General features: G+C 54.6%; 10 protein-coding genes, 2 rRNA genes and 1 pseudogene. 8 read left to right on the top strand and 5 right to left on the bottom strand.

Annotated features, from left to right (window positions below):
* Positions 1 to 209 precede the first annotated feature (209 nt).
* The 8 genes from WS51_RS10905 to WS51_RS10875 all read left to right on the top strand — a co-directional run bounded on the left by WS51_RS10905 (position 210) and on the right by WS51_RS10875 (position 11687).
* Positions 210 to 3090 (top strand): 23S ribosomal RNA (locus tag WS51_RS10905).
* A gap of 133 nt (positions 3091 to 3223) precedes the next feature.
* Positions 3224 to 3336, top strand: a 5S ribosomal RNA gene (gene rrf / locus WS51_RS10900).
* 2335 nt (positions 3337 to 5671) lie between these two features.
* Positions 5672 to 5986, top strand: coding sequence for a hypothetical protein (locus WS51_RS10895; RefSeq protein ID WP_236872377.1), 315 nt, complete (start codon positions 5672 to 5674; stop codon positions 5984 to 5986).
* A 117-nt stretch (positions 5987 to 6103) separates the two neighbouring features.
* Positions 6104 to 7717, top strand: a complete 1614-nt coding sequence (locus tag WS51_RS10890; RefSeq protein ID WP_069229962.1) for a recombinase family protein — start codon at positions 6104 to 6106, stop codon at positions 7715 to 7717.
* Positions 7714 to 8619 (top strand): ParB/RepB/Spo0J family partition protein, encoded by a 906-nt coding sequence (locus WS51_RS10885; protein WP_059473532.1) that lies wholly within the window; start codon positions 7714 to 7716, stop codon positions 8617 to 8619. Before WS51_RS10890 ends, WS51_RS10885 begins: the two co-directional genes overlap by 4 nt.
* Positions 8616 to 9533 (top strand): plasmid partitioning protein RepB C-terminal domain-containing protein, encoded by a 918-nt coding sequence (locus tag WS51_RS10880; RefSeq protein ID WP_040144836.1) that lies wholly within the window; start codon positions 8616 to 8618, stop codon positions 9531 to 9533. The genes WS51_RS10885 and WS51_RS10880 overlap by 4 nt, the downstream gene beginning before the upstream one ends.
* Positions 9534 to 9848: 315 nt before the next feature.
* Positions 9849 to 10133, top strand: a complete 285-nt coding sequence (locus WS51_RS30885) for an MbcA/ParS/Xre antitoxin family protein (RefSeq protein WP_040142624.1) — start codon at positions 9849 to 9851, stop codon at positions 10131 to 10133.
* A 1266-nt stretch (positions 10134 to 11399) separates the two neighbouring features.
* On the top strand, positions 11400 to 11687 hold the full coding sequence (locus WS51_RS10875; RefSeq protein ID WP_038764571.1) for a CopG family ribbon-helix-helix protein: 288 nt from the start codon (positions 11400 to 11402) through the stop codon (positions 11685 to 11687).
* Positions 11688 to 11718: 31 nt separating this feature from the next.
* On the opposite strand, the gene WS51_RS32860 is transcribed toward WS51_RS10875, so the two are convergent.
* From WS51_RS32860 to WS51_RS30870, 5 genes and pseudogenes are all read right to left on the bottom strand, one after another.
* Complete coding sequence (locus WS51_RS32860) at positions 11719 to 12396, bottom strand: hypothetical protein (protein WP_231747223.1); 678 nt, start codon at positions 12394 to 12396, stop codon at positions 11719 to 11721.
* A 912-nt stretch (positions 12397 to 13308) separates the two neighbouring features.
* Positions 13309 to 13626: pseudogene (locus WS51_RS33160) on the bottom strand (TniQ family protein); the annotation flags it as partial.
* Positions 13623 to 14618 (bottom strand): TniB family NTP-binding protein, encoded by a 996-nt coding sequence (locus WS51_RS10870; protein WP_069229195.1) that lies wholly within the window; start codon positions 14616 to 14618, stop codon positions 13623 to 13625. The pseudogene WS51_RS33160 and the gene WS51_RS10870, both read right to left, overlap by 4 nt.
* A 12-nt stretch (positions 14619 to 14630) precedes the next feature.
* The gene (locus WS51_RS30875) at positions 14631 to 16625 is read right to left on the bottom strand and encodes a Mu transposase C-terminal domain-containing protein (RefSeq protein WP_081333561.1); all 1995 of its coding nucleotides are present in this window, start codon (positions 16623 to 16625) and stop codon (positions 14631 to 14633) included.
* The gene (locus WS51_RS30870; protein WP_081333560.1) at positions 16588 to 17388 is read right to left on the bottom strand and encodes a TnsA endonuclease N-terminal domain-containing protein; all 801 of its coding nucleotides are present in this window, start codon (positions 17386 to 17388) and stop codon (positions 16588 to 16590) included. Before WS51_RS30870 ends, WS51_RS30875 begins: the two co-directional genes overlap by 38 nt.
* Positions 17389 to 17495: the final 107 nt, after the last annotated feature.

The following is a 17495-nucleotide window of genomic DNA, read 5'->3' as shown; positions in this document are numbered from 1 at the left end:
AGTATCGGCTGTCGTTCTTTAACAATCTGGAAGAAGTAAGTAATTTGGATAGCGGAAGCGTCTTTGAGATGGACGTGGAAACTATCCGGGTTGTGATTGTATCGATGTATCTCAAGATGATTCGAACTTCATGTTCGACTCTAATTGGAATACGGCACAACGCGAGAACTCAACCTGTAGCGACTGTCGAAGAGACAGACTCGTTATAGGGTCAAGCGAACAAGTGCATGTGGTGGATGCCTTGGCGATCACAGGCGATGAAGGACGCGGTAGCCTGCGAAAAGCCCCGGGGAGCTGGCAAACAAGCTTTGATCCGGGGATGTCCGAATGGGGAAACCCACTCCGTATGGAGTATCCATGGCTGAATACATAGGCCATGCGAAGCGAACGCGGTGAACTGAAACATCTAAGTAACCGCAGGAAAAGAAATCAACCGAGATTCCCAAAGTAGTGGCGAGCGAAATGGGATGAGCCTTGCACTCTTTATTTGTATTGTTAGCCGAACGCTCTGGAAAGTGCGGCCATAGCAGGTGATAGCCCTGTAGGCGAAAACAGTATGAAAGAACTAGGTGTGCGACAAGTAGGGCGGGACACGTGAAATCCTGTCTGAAGATGGGGGGACCATCCTCCAAGGCTAAATACTCGTGATCGACCGATAGTGAACCAGTACCGTGAGGGAAAGGCGAAAAGAACCCCGGGAGGGGAGTGAAATAGATCCTGAAACCGCATGCATACAAACAGTCGGAGCCTCGCAAGGGGTGACGGCGTACCTTTTGTATAATGGGTCAGCGACTTACGTTCAGTAGCAAGCTTAACCGTATAGGGCAGGCGTAGCGAAAGCGAGTCCGAATAGGGCGTTCAGTTGCTGGGCGTAGACCCGAAACCAGGTGATCTATCCATGGCCAGGATGAAGGTGCGGTAACACGTACTGGAGGTCCGAACCCACTAACGTTGAAAAGTTAGGGGATGAGCTGTGGATAGGGGTGAAAGGCTAAACAAACCTGGAAATAGCTGGTTCTCTCCGAAAACTATTTAGGTAGTGCCTCGTGTCTCACCTTCGGGGGTAGAGCACTGTCATGGTTGGGGGGTCTATTGCAGATTACCCCGCCATAGCAAACTCCGAATACCGAAGAGTGCAATCACGGGAGACAGACATCGGGTGCTAACGTCCGGTGTCAAGAGGGAAACAACCCAGACCGCCAGCTAAGGTCCCCAAATATAGCTAAGTGGGAAACGAAGTGGGAAGGCTAAAACAGTCAGGAGGTTGGCTTAGAAGCAGCCACCCTTTAAAGAAAGCGTAATAGCTCACTGATCGAGTCGTCCTGCGCGGAAGATGTAACGGGGCTAAGCTATATACCGAAGCTGCGGATGCGTGCTTGCACGCATGGTAGGAGAGCGTTCCGTAAGCCTGCGAAGGTGCCTTGTAAAGGGTGCTGGAGGTATCGGAAGTGCGAATGCTGACATGAGTAGCGATAAAGGGGGTGAAAGGCCCCCTCGCCGTAAGCCCAAGGTTTCCTACGCAACGTTCATCGGCGTAGGGTGAGTCGGCCCCTAAGGCGAGGCAGAAATGCGTAGCTGATGGGAAGCAGGTCAATATTCCTGCACCGTCGTTAGATGCGATGGGGGGACGGATCGCGGAAGGTTGTCCGGGTGTTGGAAGTCCCGGTCGCTGCATTGGAGAAGGCGCTTAGGCAAATCCGGGCGCGTAATTCAAGGGTGTGGCGCGAGCTCCCTCGGGAGCGAAGCAATTGGAAGTGGTTCCAAGAAAAGCCTCTAAGCTTCAGTCTAACGATGACCGTACCGCAAACCGACACAGGTGGGCGAGATGAGTATTCTAAGGCGCTTGAGAGAACTCGGGAGAAGGAACTCGGCAAATTGGTACCGTAACTTCGGGATAAGGTACGCCCTTGTAGCTTGACTGGCCTGCGCCAGGAGGGTGAAGGGGTTGCAATAAACTGGTGGCTGCGACTGTTTAATAAAAACACAGCACTCTGCAAACACGAAAGTGGACGTATAGGGTGTGACGCCTGCCCGGTGCCGGAAGATTAAATGATGGGGTGCAAGCTCTTGATTGAAGTCCCGGTAAACGGCGGCCGTAACTATAACGGTCCTAAGGTAGCGAAATTCCTTGTCGGGTAAGTTCCGACCTGCACGAATGGCGTAACGATGGCCACACTGTCTCCTCCCGAGACTCAGCGAAGTTGAAGTGTTTGTGATGATGCAATCTACCCGCGGCTAGACGGAAAGACCCCATGAACCTTTACTGTAGCTTTGCATTGGACTTTGAACCGATCTGTGTAGGATAGGTGGGAGGCTATGAAACCGGAACGCTAGTTTCGGTGGAGCCGTCCTTGAAATACCACCCTGGTTTGTTTGAGGTTCTAACCTTGGCCCGTGATCCGGGTCGGGGACAGTGCATGGTAGGCAGTTTGACTGGGGCGGTCTCCTCCCAAAGCGTAACGGAGGAGTACGAAGGTACGCTAGGTACGGTCGGAAATCGTGCTGATAGTGCAATGGCATAAGCGTGCTTAACTGCGAGACCGACAAGTCGAGCAGGTGCGAAAGCAGGTCATAGTGATCCGGTGGTTCTGTATGGAAGGGCCATCGCTCAACGGATAAAAGGTACTCTGGGGATAACAGGCTGATACCGCCCAAGAGTTCATATCGACGGCGGTGTTTGGCACCTCGATGTCGGCTCATCTCATCCTGGGGCTGTAGCCGGTCCCAAGGGTATGGCTGTTCGCCATTTAAAGAGGTACGTGAGCTGGGTTTAAAACGTCGTGAGACAGTTTGGTCCCTATCTGCCGTGGGCGTTGGATATTTGAAGGGGGCTGCTCCTAGTACGAGAGGACCGGAGTGGACGAACCTCTGGTGTACCGGTTGTCACGCCAGTGGCATCGCCGGGTAGCTATGTTCGGAAGAGATAACCGCTGAAAGCATCTAAGCGGGAAACTCGCCTTAAGATGAGATATCCCTGGGGACTAGATCCCCTTGAAGGGTCGTTCGAGACCAGGACGTTGATAGGTCGGGTGTGTAAGCGCAGTAATGCGTTCAGCTAACCGATACTAATTGCCCGTAAGGCTTGATCCTATAACAAGTCTGTCTCGCGCCAAGATGAGCGCGTCGGACAAGTTGGATTCTCGTGTGTGATACACACAACTCAAGATTACTGCTTCTTCCAAGATTGGTTCTGTTGGCCATGCCAGCAGGACACCCCCCTTTGCCTGATGACCATAGCGAGTCGGTCCCACCCCTTCCCATCCCGAACAGGACCGTGAAACGACTCTACGCCGATGATAGTGCGGATTCCCGTGTGAAAGTAGGTAATCGTCAGGCTCCCCTCAAGCCAGAAACCCCCGCCCAAACAGGCGGGGGTTTTTGCATTTGTGGCCGGATTTGCCGCGGGCGACCCTGAGCCAAACGGCCTGCCGATTCGGGTTATCGGTCAGTCGATTGTCGTTGTGACGGTTGTCGACGATCGTCCGTTGGACTGCGCCGCTATTGCAGACCGATAAGGACGCTCAGCAATCCACAGATGCGGTGCGGGCCACACGAAGCGGCCCTTGCTACTTAGCGCGCAAACGGGCTGGGATTAGTGCTTGGAACTTCGCGTTGCCAAGTGGATGGGACTAGCGACGAAATAGTCGAAATGCTTGGGATCGGCGCCGGAGCCAGTGTGTTCTGGAAGCTCGACGCGTGACGACCGATTGCCCCCTCGCCGCAGAGCAGCGGGACGCGTGGGCCGAATGCGACGGGCCATATATAGCGCAGCAACCGCATCTCCTGAATCTCGTGCTGCAGGGAACGCATAGCAACTTCCATTGACCCGTCACCCTTGCCTTTGCCCGAGCACCTTCACTCAACCTCGGTCGACCTCGTCGGTTGCCCATGTCGCGATTTGGCGAGTGTGCATTGGCGGAGCGATCTTGACCCCCAGCCGTACTCGTCGCAGTTGACCTTGGGTCAAGGTCTGTCGAACGACATATGGACTCCACCCATCTGAGGCTTTCACCATGTACGCAGGTGCCCATTGTGCGCTTGAGCACCCTGCTTGGACCTTACGACGTTCTCATGCTTCCTGTCAGATGGTCGCTACAGAAGGAGGTCCGCGATTCTCGGAGCGGTTAACGACACCAACCCATCCATGGCGCTGTATCCGGGTACACCACGAGATAAGGCGCATTACCACTGCTTTGTCTGCGACGCTCCCATCACAAATCTGGAGCCGCATCGTTGAGCCTACAGTTCCGGGTATTAGGGAATTGAAGGAATGCATTTCGACACAACTCGCGGCCAAGGACAAATCGACGGATCCGAAAAAAAGCTTGGCGGTGCCCTTCAACGAACGCTTTAGCCATTGGGAAAATTATTGGAACACAAATGTCTTCGTTGGAATGCCGCCAGCGCTTGTGGACTGGCTGTGGGTGGAGAGTACACCACCCACTCAAGCAACTCGGGGAGCCGAGATCTTTGTTCCAGGGTACTCAGATGACGATCTATCACCGATGCCAACCGATCACTCCATCCGATAACGCACGACCTTTGTGAAACTAGATGGGTAGCCCAGCTTCGAAGCTGGGCTACCCAAAGCCGTTCGATCTATTGGTCGCGATCGTTCCCGCTGTCCGTCAAGGAGTGTCACGAACGATGATCGATGTGCGGGGAAAAGCCGGTTCAGTGCCTTAGACGTTTCGTGCCAACAATTGCCGGCGCCGCGAGACGTGAACGCCAACTACTGCCTGCAACGCCATCCGAACTTGTCGTTAGGGTAGTCACACGAATTCCGTTTTTCCGGTCTCATGCGAGGCGCCCTAGTCTCACTAATTCCGTTTCCCTGCACCCAAATGCAGAAGGTGGTAATTGGTGAAAAGTGCGCCATTGATTTTATTGGATTTTTTCACTAAATCTAACGCGAACATCAAGTCCTTGTCTCGCAAAAAATGAAAAAATTGGGCGGATGTGTCATAAAACGTGAAAACTCTCGAGGGTGGGCCGGCGAGGCCCGTGGGGCAAGGCTCGAGGATGAGCCAGTGTTGTTGAAATCTAGTCCTGCGGCTGTCGCGTTATGACTTATTCGGTCTGGAAATTTGGCGACAATCTGCATAACGATTCCGCATCACTGCTGAGCCGGGGTCGGCGACCAGATCAAGTTCAAGCACGTCTTCAGCTCGCCACCCGGGCCACCATCAGGTATCTGGAGAATCCCGTCGCCACTTCCATCAGGGGGCCTGGATCTCGATGATCGAGCACTTCGCGGAAGTCACTTCATATCTCCATATGATTAGCGCGATTGACCGGGATACGGCACGGCTGTCGCGCCCTAAATACTACGATGCAGCGGGAAGCCGCTGGGAGTGCAATTGCATGCTACACCCGGTGCGTCGCGCCGACGGAGCGTCGACCTGATAGGCATGAATCGCACAAGCACCGCGAGCGGCGGAAAATCTGCGAGGGTGGGACGCCGCGTCCCGTGAGCTGGCTTCAAATGACCCTGGCCCCGAACACGGCCGGCCCCACTTCGATTCCTCTGTGGAGCACGACCATGAAATCGGATCGGATCTGCGCTGGCTGCGGCGCACCCTTCACTCCGCTCTTACACATCCCGCATCAACGCTTCTGCTCGGCCAAGGCGTGCCAGCGTGCTCGCCGGCGTGCATGGCAGCACCAGCGCATGCGAGTCGATCCCGATTATCGCGAGAATCAGATCCGCGCCCAGGCCAGCTGGCGGGCCCGACATCCTGACTACTGGCGGCACTACCGCGAGACGCACCCGGCCTATCGCGATCGCAATTGCGCGATGCAGCGACGACGAAATGCGCAGCGCACTGCTAGTGCTGTTGCAAACATGGACGTGTGGCCGGCCCATCGCCCGCTGGCATCTGGGTTTTACATCCTGCGCAACGCGGTTGAGGCGAGCGTTGCAAAGATGAACGCGTGGACGGTGCACATCGCCGTGCTGTCTGAGCCGAGGCCTGTTCCGGCGTGATTGCAAAGAGATGACGTGTACGACAAGGGTCTATGGCCTGCTACCTTGGCTGTGTACTCGCTCGCATTCGACGTCGTTGCAAGGCGCGACGCGTTCGCCGATACAAATCCCCAGTTGATGTCGGGGATGGCGCAGCGAGGGGCGGTTGCCAGTGGGAGCTGGATCGTGGACCTCGATTGCACATGCGAATCCGTTGACGAGCAGACCTGCAGAATGCGGGCTGCTGAATACGTCCGGATGTCGACGGAGCATCAGCAATACTCGACGGAGAATCAGCGTGATCGCATTCGCGACTACGCTGCTCGTCGCGATCTCGAGATCGTGCGGACCTACGCCGACGAGGGTAAAAGCGGTTTGCGTATCGATGGGCGCCAAGCGCTGCAGCAGCTGATCCGGGACGTGGAAACCGGCATGGCCGATTTCCAGGTGATCCTCGTCTACGACGTAAGCCGCTGGGGACGATTCCAGGATGCAGACGAAAGTGCCTATTACGAGTACATCTGCCGGCGCGCAGGCATCCAGGTTGCCTATTGCGCCGAACAGTTCGAGAACGACGGCTCGCCAGTTTCGACGATCGTTAAAGGTGTGAAGCGTGCGATGGCCGGTGAGTACAGCCGCGAGTTGTCAGCGAAAGTCTTCGCTGGTCAGTGCCGGTTGATCGAGCTCGGTTTCCGGCAAGGCGGCCCGGCAGGCTACGCGTTACGCCGGATCCTGGTGGACGAGCATGGCCTCATGAAGGGGGAATTGCAACGCGGCCAACACAAGTGCCTGCAGACGGACCGCGTCATTCTGATGCCGGGCCCGGACAGCGAGGTGCGTATCGTCAACCTCATCTACAGTTGGTTCATCAATGAGTCACTCAACGAGCACGAGATCGCCGCACGCTTGAACGGCATGAACGTTCAGACGGACCTTGGGCGTCCCTGGACACGAGCAACTATTCGGGAGGTGCTGACTAACGAAAAGTACATCGGCAACAACGTCTACAACCGTGTGTCGTTCAAGCTGAAGAAATCTCGCGTCACCAATCCGTCGGAGATGTGGATACGCAAGGAGGGTGCGTTCGAACCCATCGTGCCGAGCGAAACGTTCTATACAGCGCAGGGCATCATGCGGGCGCGCGCCCGGCGCTACTCGAGTGAGGAGCTCATCGAGCGTCTGCGAAATCTGTACCGAATCCGAGGATTTCTATCGGGCGTCGTGATCGACGAAACGGAGGGCATGCCGTCTACCTCGGTTTATGTATATCGCTTCGGCAGCTTGATTCGTGCGTACCAGACGGTTGGCTTCACGCCGGGCCGTGACTATCGTTATATCGAAACGAATCGCTTCATTCGGCAACTGCATCCAGAGATCGTCGCCGAGACGGAAAAAAAGATCGCGGATCTCGGCGGGACCGTGTCGCGTGATCCGGCGACGGACCTGCTGACCGTGAATAGAGAGTTCACTGCCTGCATAGTGCTGTCACGGTGTCAGGTGCGCGGCAGCGGCCGTAACCGCTGGAAGGTACGGTTCGACACGAGCCTGCTGCCGGATATCACCGTGGCAGTCAGGCTGGACCAGAGCAACTCGACTGCGCTCGACTACTACCTGCTGCCGCACATCGACTTTTGGCAGCCTCGTATCAGCCTCGCGGACTGGAATCCGATCGAGTTCGAGAGCTATCGCTTTGAGACGCTGGACTACTTATACGGTATGGCACAGCGTGCTCGGCTGAGGAGAAGAGCATGACTCAGCGCGAGCAGCAGCCCGGTGAGGTTCGGATGATCCCCATCAGCCAGATCGAGGTGATCAATCCTCGCGAGCGCAATGGTCGCGTCTTCGATGAGATCGTCAGCAACATCAAGACGATTGGCCTGAAGAAACCGATTCTGGTCACGCCACGGGCAACCGCAAGTGGCGTGGAAAAGTATCTGCTCGTGTGTGGGGAGGGACGACTGAAGGCGTTCCGATCGCTCGGTGAAACGACGATACCCGCGCTGGTGGTGAGCGTGAGCGACGAAGACGCGTTCATCATGAGCCTGACGGAGAACATCGCGAGACGGCAATGCCGACCGCTCGAGTTGCTCGCCGGAATTCGCGAACTGCAGGAGCGCGGATACGCACCGAAGGCGATCGCCGAGAAGACGGGCCTCACGCAGCACTATGTGCAGGGGATCTTGACGCTTCTGCATCAGGGTGAGGAGCGACTCGTGATCGCAGTGGAGAAAGGCCGAATTCCACTGAATGCAGCGTTATCGATTGTCGGTGCCGGCGACGACGATGAGGCGATCCAAGCGGCACTGCAGGAGGCATATGAATCGGGGAGATTGCGCGGGCGTCAGCTGATGGATGCTCGGCGCGTCATCGAGCGGAGGAAAGCGCTCGGCCGGACGGCGAATCGAAACATGACGCGCAAGGTGATGGACGTGACCACATCGAGCCTTGTCCGAACGTATCAGCATGAAGTTGAGCGGCAGAAAGCGATGGTACGCAAGGCAGAGTTTACGCAGCAGCGGTTGCTGTTCGTTGTCGGCGCCCTCAGGCAGCTATTTGCCGACGAGAACTTCGTCAACCTGCTGCGCGCTGAGGAGCTGGCGACGCTGCCGAAGTATCTGGCGGAACGTGTATGGCCGAGTGGGAGTCCAGCATGACCGGTGTAGCACTTGGATTCATTCCGGAACCACTGTCCGTTCCGATCACGAGCATCCTGCCGTCACGGCGCACACCTGCCGGGATGATGATTTCGCGCAAGTTCAAGCAGATCAGAAGCTCCATCGAAGAGGTGGGTTTGATCGAGCCGCTTTCGGTGACGCCGGTCGACCAAGCATCGGGTAACCACGTCCTGCTCGATGGGCATCTGCGACTGATCGCGTTGCAGGAACTCCAGTTCAACACCGTGTCGTGCCTCGTTGCCACGGACGATGAAAGCTACACGTACAACAACCGCGTCAATCGACTCTCGACTATCCAGGAGCACTTCATGATTCGTCGGGCCGTCGAACGAGGTGTGTCCCCGGAGCGACTCGCGAAGGCGCTGTCCGTCGACGTGTCGCAGATCATCAAGAGGATGGCATTGCTGGACGGAATCTGTGCTGAAGCGACTGAGCTGCTGAAGGACCGGCAGTTTTCGCCGGAGCTCGCACGAGCGCTACGCAAGATGAAACCGACGCGACAGGTCGAGTGCGTCGAACTGATGGTGGCAGCGAACAATCTGTCTGTCTCGTACGCTGAAGCGTTGCTCGTTGCAACGCCGGCCTCAAGGTTGATCGAAGGGAAGAAGCCCAAGAAGCTTGCGGGCGTAAGTCCTGAGCAGATGGCGAAGATGGAGCGGGAGATGAGCAATCTGCAGGGACAGTACAAGGTGGTCGAGGAGACTTATGGACAGGACGTGCTCAATCTTGTGCTGGCAAAGGGCTACCTGGCTCGATTGCTGGAAAATGAGTCCGTGCGGATGTATCTGCAACAGAATCAGGCTGATCTGGTATCAGAGCTTGAGGCGATCGTTGATACGGTCACTTTGGATCAAAATAGACTCGAGCCAGCGGATCAAGGAGTAGAAGGATAAGTTTCGGATTCCATATTGAACTGCGGGTACGTCTCAATTCTCAAATCCGGTTTTGGGGTCGAGTGTTATGCCGGCCGCCGTCGAAATTTGGTTCATAAATAGTTTGCCGGGTTGGCCAACGATGCTAGTGGGTATCTCGACAGATCGACGAACTCGACGGTCGCGATCCTTGCTTACACGGACCGGTGTGTCTATGCTGGGAGTATCCAATCCGTGTACCCCTCGTGTGGACGTGTGACACCAGGTCAAAATTCGGGCTAGGTCGTGTGACAGCATTGAACTCAACCAATGCGAACTCATGGAAAAGGCATTGAAATGGCTGTTAAGGACATGAGCGAAGGGAAGGATCAATTTCCCGACAACCATCAGCAAGACATCTCACCAGATGTAATGGACATGCTTACCGCTCAGGTTCAAAGGATGGTTGACGAATCGGGCAATCCTGCAGGGTTCGACGCTCGATCGTGGCTAAGCGACTGGCTACGCACTCCGGTACCGGCTCTCGATAATCGATTACCCATAGAGTATCTGGGCAACGCTGAAGGTATTGATCTAGTTTCTCGGATGCTGGCGAGTGCCCAAACCGGTGCATACTGGTAAAGCGTCGAGCTCTCTCATCGCGTGGTACAGCGCGAGTTTCACCGGCACCTACAAGTCTTCGGTGTGGTCTGTCCACTATCCGCTACATCCAAATCACGAACTTGTAGTGGCCTCGAAAAAACTCTTTGCTTGTGACGAGGCGATACCCGAGCACTGGTCACAGACAACGGCTAGGTAGTCGATTTCAAGGACCCGCATTGAGAAGCCTTCGTTCATAGCCGCGCTAGCAAGATAGGTCAGATGGAATCGGGTCATGTCGACAGGGCCTTGGCATCGCGCGCAAACCTCTACAGGACCAATACCGGGGTGTGAGATTGGTGTTCTTTCGCGCGCCATGATAATGGGTGCGTGGGCATCTAGGCATGTACGTGAGCAATAGCACTCCAGTCCGTCGGCCTCTCGTACCTCGACCATGGGTGGATCCGTCTCAAAGTGCACGCGGTCCATCTCCCGAATCACCTCAAAAATGGTCGTTCGGAACGCGCATCCGCAGTGAAAGCACTCGTAGACTTCAGAATTTATAGCGCTCATCCCATTTCGCTCACATACGGAATGCTTAAGATAACTAAGATATGAGGCCGGTTACCGAAAAACACAGACGCTCAGCTGTGATCCCTTTCTAGCTTCGCCGCCCGTGTTGCTCGGGTGCGTGGTACCTTTGGACCCAAGCTTGGCTAGCCATCGTGATTTCTGCTTGCGCGCGCATCGTGGAGTTGCGCAAGTTGTTTCTCGGTGAATGGCCCGATCGACCTTTTCAATGCCTCGCATGTGATGAACGACGCATCATTCTCGCAATTTCTGAGCCTGAACGTCATTGTTGCGGTTTTCATCCTATGCCGGTTGTCGACCCGGTCATTGATTGCTTTACAAATAAAACCTTGCTGAGGCTCCCCTGTTCTTCACGTTCCAGGGAGAATATAGGCCGGCATTTCGAAAGTGCCAAGCTGAATTTTGACTTGAGTCGCCGTGCGACATGGCACCTGAATCTCGCGATAAATCACAGAACAACGATAAGCTCGTGTTTTCTGGTCGAAAAATATCCTATATACCATCCTGATCAATAAATTGGGGTCTTAGATCTCCTCTCGACTTCTATGACTGACCGTACCATCGGACTTGATAGAGACATTTGCGCGCACGGCGGTGCCTCAAGAATTACGGTTGGGGAGGCAGCATGACCTGTCGGCAATACACAAATTGGGCCGCCTGAGGCTACCGACGAAGGTGCTACCATGCACGTATTCTGTAACAAAAGAGGGTATCACTATGAGCGAAACAACTTTTACGTTTCGGGTCGATGATGCCCTGAAAATGGCGTTCTCCACCGCGGCGAAGGCCAATGATAGAACGGGCGCTCAGCTCTTGCGCGACTTCATGCGGAACTATGTCGAGCAGCAACAAAAAACAGAGGAATACGACGCATGGCTGAGCGCCAAGGTCGAACGGTCGCGTGCCTCCGCCGACACTGGCAATTTGGAGTCGGCTTCCCAAGTCGACGCCAAGTTCGCAGCGCGTCGTGCTACGGCACGTCGCCGGCTTGATGTGGCGAAATAATGGCATCCATTCCGGATGCCAGAAGTTCATATCATTTCACATGTTCGGTCGCCATTCCCAATGGTCCTACGGCATCCGAATCAACATCGAACAGATGACCTTGAAGGCACGTAGATGTTGTAGAGAGACCAGCAGAAATGTCGGAGCGGAGAAAGAAATACTGCCTGCTGCCATCAATTGAGGGGCCGGTGATAGGACGTGTTCCACTTTTGCCGAGCCACGATAGGGCGGCCTGGGTGGAGGTCGCATGCCGCATGGCTATCGACACGAGCGAGACATAGCGCTCCTCGAACTCGTGCAAATTCGCTTCAGACACAAGTTGGAGCATGCGCCCATTCTGCCTATATTTGGCGCTTTCCAGAATGCCGGATCGGATCAAGTGGTAGGCCACCTCTTCTTTGATGGCTAGCCGCCGTGCAACGGTTTGCGCGGTTAGTCCATCACTGGGAAGTTGACCGGCGTTGGCGATTACCCATTTCGTCTCAGCCTTATCGACAAGGAAAGCACAAATTCCCCGCATGCCGACAGCCCGCCCGACACAGCGTAGCTGTCCGCTAAGTACGGCCCTCATCACCACAAGAAAGGTATCGTTAGCGCGACATAGGTGGCGTAGCACATGTGCCATCGTCCAAGTTTCACTCTCGTTTATTATGCAATCCTGATCTATAGGCAGATTTGACAATCTATCTATTTCGTCTCGAGGAATCATCCAGTTTCCTCGGTTGACCCGACAACGCGGCTCGTGGCGTATCAAATTCACGTCTAGAAGAAGGCGCAGTCTCCTCTTACTGATACAGAGCTGCTGGCTTGCCGATCTCAACGAGAGTGAACTATTTAACCTTGATGCGGCGCTAAGCACATTGCTTCGCTGAGCCACCAGAAATGATCGGCCAGATGGACTCTTAAGGACCCGGCCATCGAGGAAGCCGGTTTCAATCAGATGTCGTAGCTTCTGGCGAGAACGTCTTAATGTCGAGCGGATTTCATTCCCTGCTGCCACGTTGTGTGCCTCGAGTGCTCGATCAAAGCACCGATGCCTGCCATCGATGGACCCGTACCAATGTCCGTTGAGATGAGATTCGAACTCCCTTCTGAGGAAATCGTACCGCCTGTCGTCAAGGACGCGGTACAGCACGTGATAGAGTGGACTGAACCGACGTCGGATACTGGTCTCAGACTCTCTATCCAGATAGCTCCGAAGAAGCGCACGGAATCCATTGGGCCAGTCATTCAATACTATTGCGCATTGCTGCACGTATTTGGTTGCAACTCGAAGGTCATGCTGCCCGGCGAGAATGCCAGGCGTTGATTTTGCAAAGCCAGGAATGACTGCCGAGAGCGCATACATCAGTTGCAACGTATTCAACGGCGATAGACGTGCGAGCGGACCATCCAACGTGCTCCTTCCAGGAACTCTCCGGTAGCAAAATCTCATGATATTCACCACGGAATCGTCTGTGATTTCGCTCGACATATCGGTGAACGCCCTTCCACAGTCGCACGCGAGGAATTTCGCTGACGAAGGTGGTTGGGTTTGCCCGCAGCGGTCACACGTTTCGCGGAGAATTACTTGGTGATGAGGGCAGGCTACGACCAGTTTGAAGGACCACGCGGAACGCATGTACGGCGCGTCACGTAGGCACTCTGGGCACCACCGCTGCCGTTGGTAGTTGATCCAGGTGCGAATATGAGGCCGCTGGAATATCGCACTGCCGCCGATCCACTTCGGCCATGGTGCGTCAGCTTGCGACAATTCGTCCCGCGTGCACCCACAAAGCATCGCCAGATTTTCAATCGTGCACTCTATATGAGACAAGGCACCGCAAAAAAGTTGGCGGCTGCCCACGTATCCATTGAGGGACGCTATTCGCCTGAGATAGTCGCTTGCGCTCTCGTCTGGATAAGGGCGACCGCGAACGGGTAACCGAAATTGATTCATGCGTCCCTCCGTTTCGAACGATTCTTGACAGGCCCCTTCTCTCCTGCGAGTCCGCTAAAAAATGGTTCACCCGCCTTGTCCAAGCGACGGAAGCAGAAATTCGGATTGAACGGATTCAGGGCGCCGATTCCTTCGTCCCAAATCTCTTCCGAAAACGTCTGCTCGAGAATGCCGACGTCAATCGTTGTCATCGCTCCTCGTAGAGCGCGCTCGAGTCCGCCGCTAAAAAGCTTGATCAGGTAGCTGATACGGCCGTCTGTTGCATAATGTAGTCGTTCAAGAACTTCGTATGACTGAAGATATAGCGAACATTTGACTGGAAGATTGTCATTCAACGTTGCCACAAGCCCGACAAAATCTTCAATCTCAGGGGGCGTCGTGATGCCCATGTTCTTGAGAGTGAACGTCGAGCTGAAACGCCGACGTAACTGCTCGTTGGTCTGAAGCAACAACTTCGATCTCGGAGCCCCAAATAGTGCCATCGGCTTACCTGACGCATCGAACAAATTCTTGATCCAGTCGCCAACTTTATACAGGCCGGGGGCTCTGCTCCTATCCAGCGTCTGTTGAATTTCGTCAACAAGCGTAAACTCGACGCCGCATTGCTTCATCAGCGTCAGGAGGCGGTGGGTTCGGGCTGGAGTAGTTCCATGGAACGGCGCTGGATCATGCAGAACTTGAAGTCCGGTCGACACCACGGCAGACGGAGTTGGATTTTCCGGTAGGCTGATGTAGAGCACTGGGACGATGTCCCGATCGTCGCGCGTAAGGGACGGATATTCTTCCCCAATGAGTTTGCACAGTGTCGACTTTCCAGTTCCAGTGTCTCCTAGAATGACTAGGGATTTTTGACGACCGGTTTCTCGATAACAATATAGAAGGTCTTTGATACGATTGTATGCATGATCGAATTCTGGAAACATGATTGTTTGGGATTCGAATTTCGCAATTAAATCGTAGTGCGAAGTTGATTTTTCACAATTGGCGGACATAAAACCTCCTTGTCATAGTGAGCTACGTGGGCGGCTCTCAAAACGTTTGGGCGCTTGCGGCATGACCGATTCGCGTTGGACTTTGAGTCGCGAAGGTTGCTCGCTCACGAGCTGATGTAGATTTCCGGTTGGTCGATCGCCGTTAACTCCCAGCGTTTTGGCGGCCTTGCGACGTGTCCGCACGCTGCGGGAGGACAATAGCTTATCGATGGACTCCATGAGTTCAATACGACCTCGCATGAGGTTCCCAAGCACACAATCATTCTTCTGCTGTTCAAGTAGGGCGACCCGAATCAGCTTGTGTTGTGAGAGTCTGAGGCCGTTGGCATACTCGTAGAGGTTCGCACGTACGAGTATGCGATCCGAGGAATCCGGAGTCCAAACCCAGATTGTTCCAATATCATCTGGGTCGTATGTCACTCTGACCGATATTCCAGGACCATACGTATCGATGATCGGTTGCAGATCGTCACTGGAGTAGTACAGATAGTGTAAATGGATGCCGCTTTTTCCTAAGCGCCGTTCAGTTTCTAAGCCAAGGTTGACGGCGATATCTTCTGCTCGCGGTGGAAGCTGCAGTTCTACGTTCAATTCACCTTCACACCATTTCTGCCACGGAGTCGTACCTATCATGCGATGCGGCGACTGCGCGTATATATCTAGGATCCATTTCTCGAGAGCATGAGTAAATTCACCGACCGTGAACACTGCATGCTTCAGAGGATCGTAGTCTCCGCGCTGATAGAACTTGGCGAAACTTGTGCCTGGTAGCTTGTGCGCGAACCCGTAATTGAACGTCTTGAGGAAGCGCTCGATTGAACCTTTAAATCTAGGTTGCCGAGGCGGGCAGTACAGAATTCTTATTCCTAAATCGAAGCATGCCGCCTTGAGCGAGTCGCTGTGAAACTCCGAGCCGTTGTCGCATACAAGACAGTCTATTCTGCCGTATGGTTGCCAGTGGTGATTGACGGTAAGGCCGGGCATCACTGAAGCGCAAGGTTTTTTCGGCAGGATCGCGTTTTTTAGGGCGCGCATAACGGCCAGCGTCGACGCATCGTCATAACCAATCGAGTATCCCAATGGCATTCGGCTAAACTTGTCCAGCAGCATCGTCACGGTGGGCCGGCCGCAGGGTAGTCCCGTCCTATCGTCGACAAGGAAGACATCGACCGGCGTGTGGTCGATCTCAACGCGCTCGAGAATGTGAGTAACGGGTATCCCAGTCTTCGTAATCTTGAAGCGCCTGTCGGCGCTTGCTTTCCCCTCCTTGAGAATGGCGACGTCATATTCATCGACTTTGTCGAACAGTCGATACAACGTGGACTTGCTTGGGCACCGCAGATGGTCGCATAGAGGTCGGGAAAAGTTTTCGAGTTCGAGCTTTTTTACTAACCGTGTCTCCACGTCACCGATCGACCACGCGGGTACCTTGTCGGCGGCTTCGACGAGGCTTTCCATGAACAGGTCGACGACACGTGCGTCGGTGCGCGGATGTTGCGGTCCACGTAAGTCTGTGCGTGGAACGAGCGACCTTGTATCTTTTGAGCGGTGGTAAGCACGGTACCAGCGATAAACAGACGATGGGCTTGGCGGTGCCGGATCACCGTCGCAGTTGGCGCTTGTGTATAACTTAGCGAATTCTTTTATCAACGGGGCAAGTGTCTTCGGAGTCAGAGCTGGCCGGCCACACTCCAGGAATTGATCAACATAGTGTTTCCGACGTAGTGCGTCTTCCTGCAACTTGGGGCTGAGCTGGGAAAAAGGCCGCCCGTATGGAAGCAGTGCGTCCTGCTCGCTGGTCGCAGCATGATTATTTTTGATTTCGTCTTCGACGACGATTCGATTTGCTGCGTAAGCGTCGAGTAACTCTTGCTTTGATGTTTTGAGCAGCTCACCAGTGACCATCGCATCTAGGAAGACCTTGCCATCGTTGAGAATCCGAGCGATACAGACCGGGGCGCCATCAAGTTTAAAAGCGGCGTTCAGCTTCAATGAAAAACCACGCATTTTGATTCTCCGTATGAATGACAATATCAGTAGTCCTATTGATTTCGCTGTCGAGTGAGCATGTCAGGTATCCAAGCATCAACAGGCCTGATACTGCGTTGCGACCAATGACGCTTATCGCATCGTCGAAAGATCGAACGTCGTTGACATGGAGGAGACGGACGGCACGACGAATCTCGTCGTAGCTCATAGGAGTTAGAGGAGCGCTGCGCCAGAGCAGACGAAGGTTGTTGAGACGAGGTTTCTGTCGGATCGACTTATCCGTAAGAATCGCGAATGCACGGCCGGTGCGTTCGAGATGCGCTTCGATGAGATCAAATTTCCTTCGTGTTTGTGGCGCGTTCAGCCGGTTTGCCGGTTTGATCTCGACAAGGATGCGTTGGCCGGAAATGGTTTCGATCTCATAGTCGGGCGTATATCTTCGGGTCCGATCGCCGTCAGGGTAATAGACGTGTTCGGGTTGCTCCCTGTACGACCTGATCAATGGAGACATCTCGAACAGTAAAACCGCATCGCCTTCTAGCATCTCTTCGTGCGCGACCTGGCGGCTGTTCTTGCGCGAGGGGAAAAGTCCTCGGACGAACGGGCCTGATCTTGTCGCTACGTCTCGAACCGGCCCATCTGTGGGAGCAGCCGGTTGTTTCGGCCGGACTGAACGGGAGCGGTGTACCTCTCGAAGCTTGCTACGCGATATTTCGAGATGGAATAACTTGCCGAGCCTCTTGCTGGCATCTGGCCTACGAGGTGTCGTCGTCTTTTTCATGATTCAGGGCAAAAGAAAGGCTGTCCGCTCGGACAGCGGATTCAAAAAAAAGCACCAATTTGAGGGCGTAGCTACATCCTGCCGTGGGCGTTATCCACAGCAAACCG

Origin of the sequence: Burkholderia territorii (assembly GCF_001718335.1) — a bacterium.
Lineage (GTDB): Bacteria > Pseudomonadota > Gammaproteobacteria > Burkholderiales > Burkholderiaceae > Burkholderia > Burkholderia territorii.
This window is presented reverse-complemented; position numbering and strand designations above follow the sequence as displayed.